This window comes from Bacteroides cellulosilyticus DSM 14838, assembly GCF_000158035.1.
Taxonomy (GTDB): domain Bacteria; phylum Bacteroidota; class Bacteroidia; order Bacteroidales; family Bacteroidaceae; genus Bacteroides; species Bacteroides cellulosilyticus.
On record NZ_EQ973546.1, the window covers coordinates 1 to 512 of the forward strand.

The 512-nt window shown below is 41.0% G+C and carries 1 protein-coding gene; it reads left to right on the top strand.

The window, feature by feature from the left end; genetic code table 11:
* Positions 1-67: 67 nt before the first annotated feature.
* The coding region (locus BACCELL_RS25600; protein ID WP_169309611.1) for a transposase at positions 68-512 on the top strand (445 nt) is incomplete at its 3' end.

Here is a 512-nt window from a genome sequence, read left to right on the forward strand (position 1 = left end):
ACTTTCCCAAGCCCGGGCTTTGTTATTACCCAAAGTTTATGTAACTTTAGGCATCAGTTTTTTCGTTATGGCAAAGTTACATTTTCGTCCTTACATTCCCAACCAAACCGTTCTTTTTCCACAAAGAATTGATGAAAACATAGCTGCGGACGATCCGGTCCGCATAGTCAATGCAGTTATTGATAATCTCAATCTTGATAATTTCAAGAAGCTTTATAAAGAAACGGGGCGCTCAGCTTATCATCCCAAAATGATGCTCAAGGTAATTATCTACGCTTATATGAATAATATCTATTCCTGTCGTAAAATAGAGAAGCTTCTTTTGCGTGATATCCATTATATCTGGCTTGCCGGTCATGAGCATCCGGATTTCATAACCATCAACCGTTTCCGTAACCGTGTAAAGGAGGAAATAAACAACGTCTTCACGCAGCTGGTTCTTGTCCTTGCCGACAAGGGTTTCATCAGTCTTGACGTGGAGTATATCGACGGCACCAAGATTGAGTCCAAGG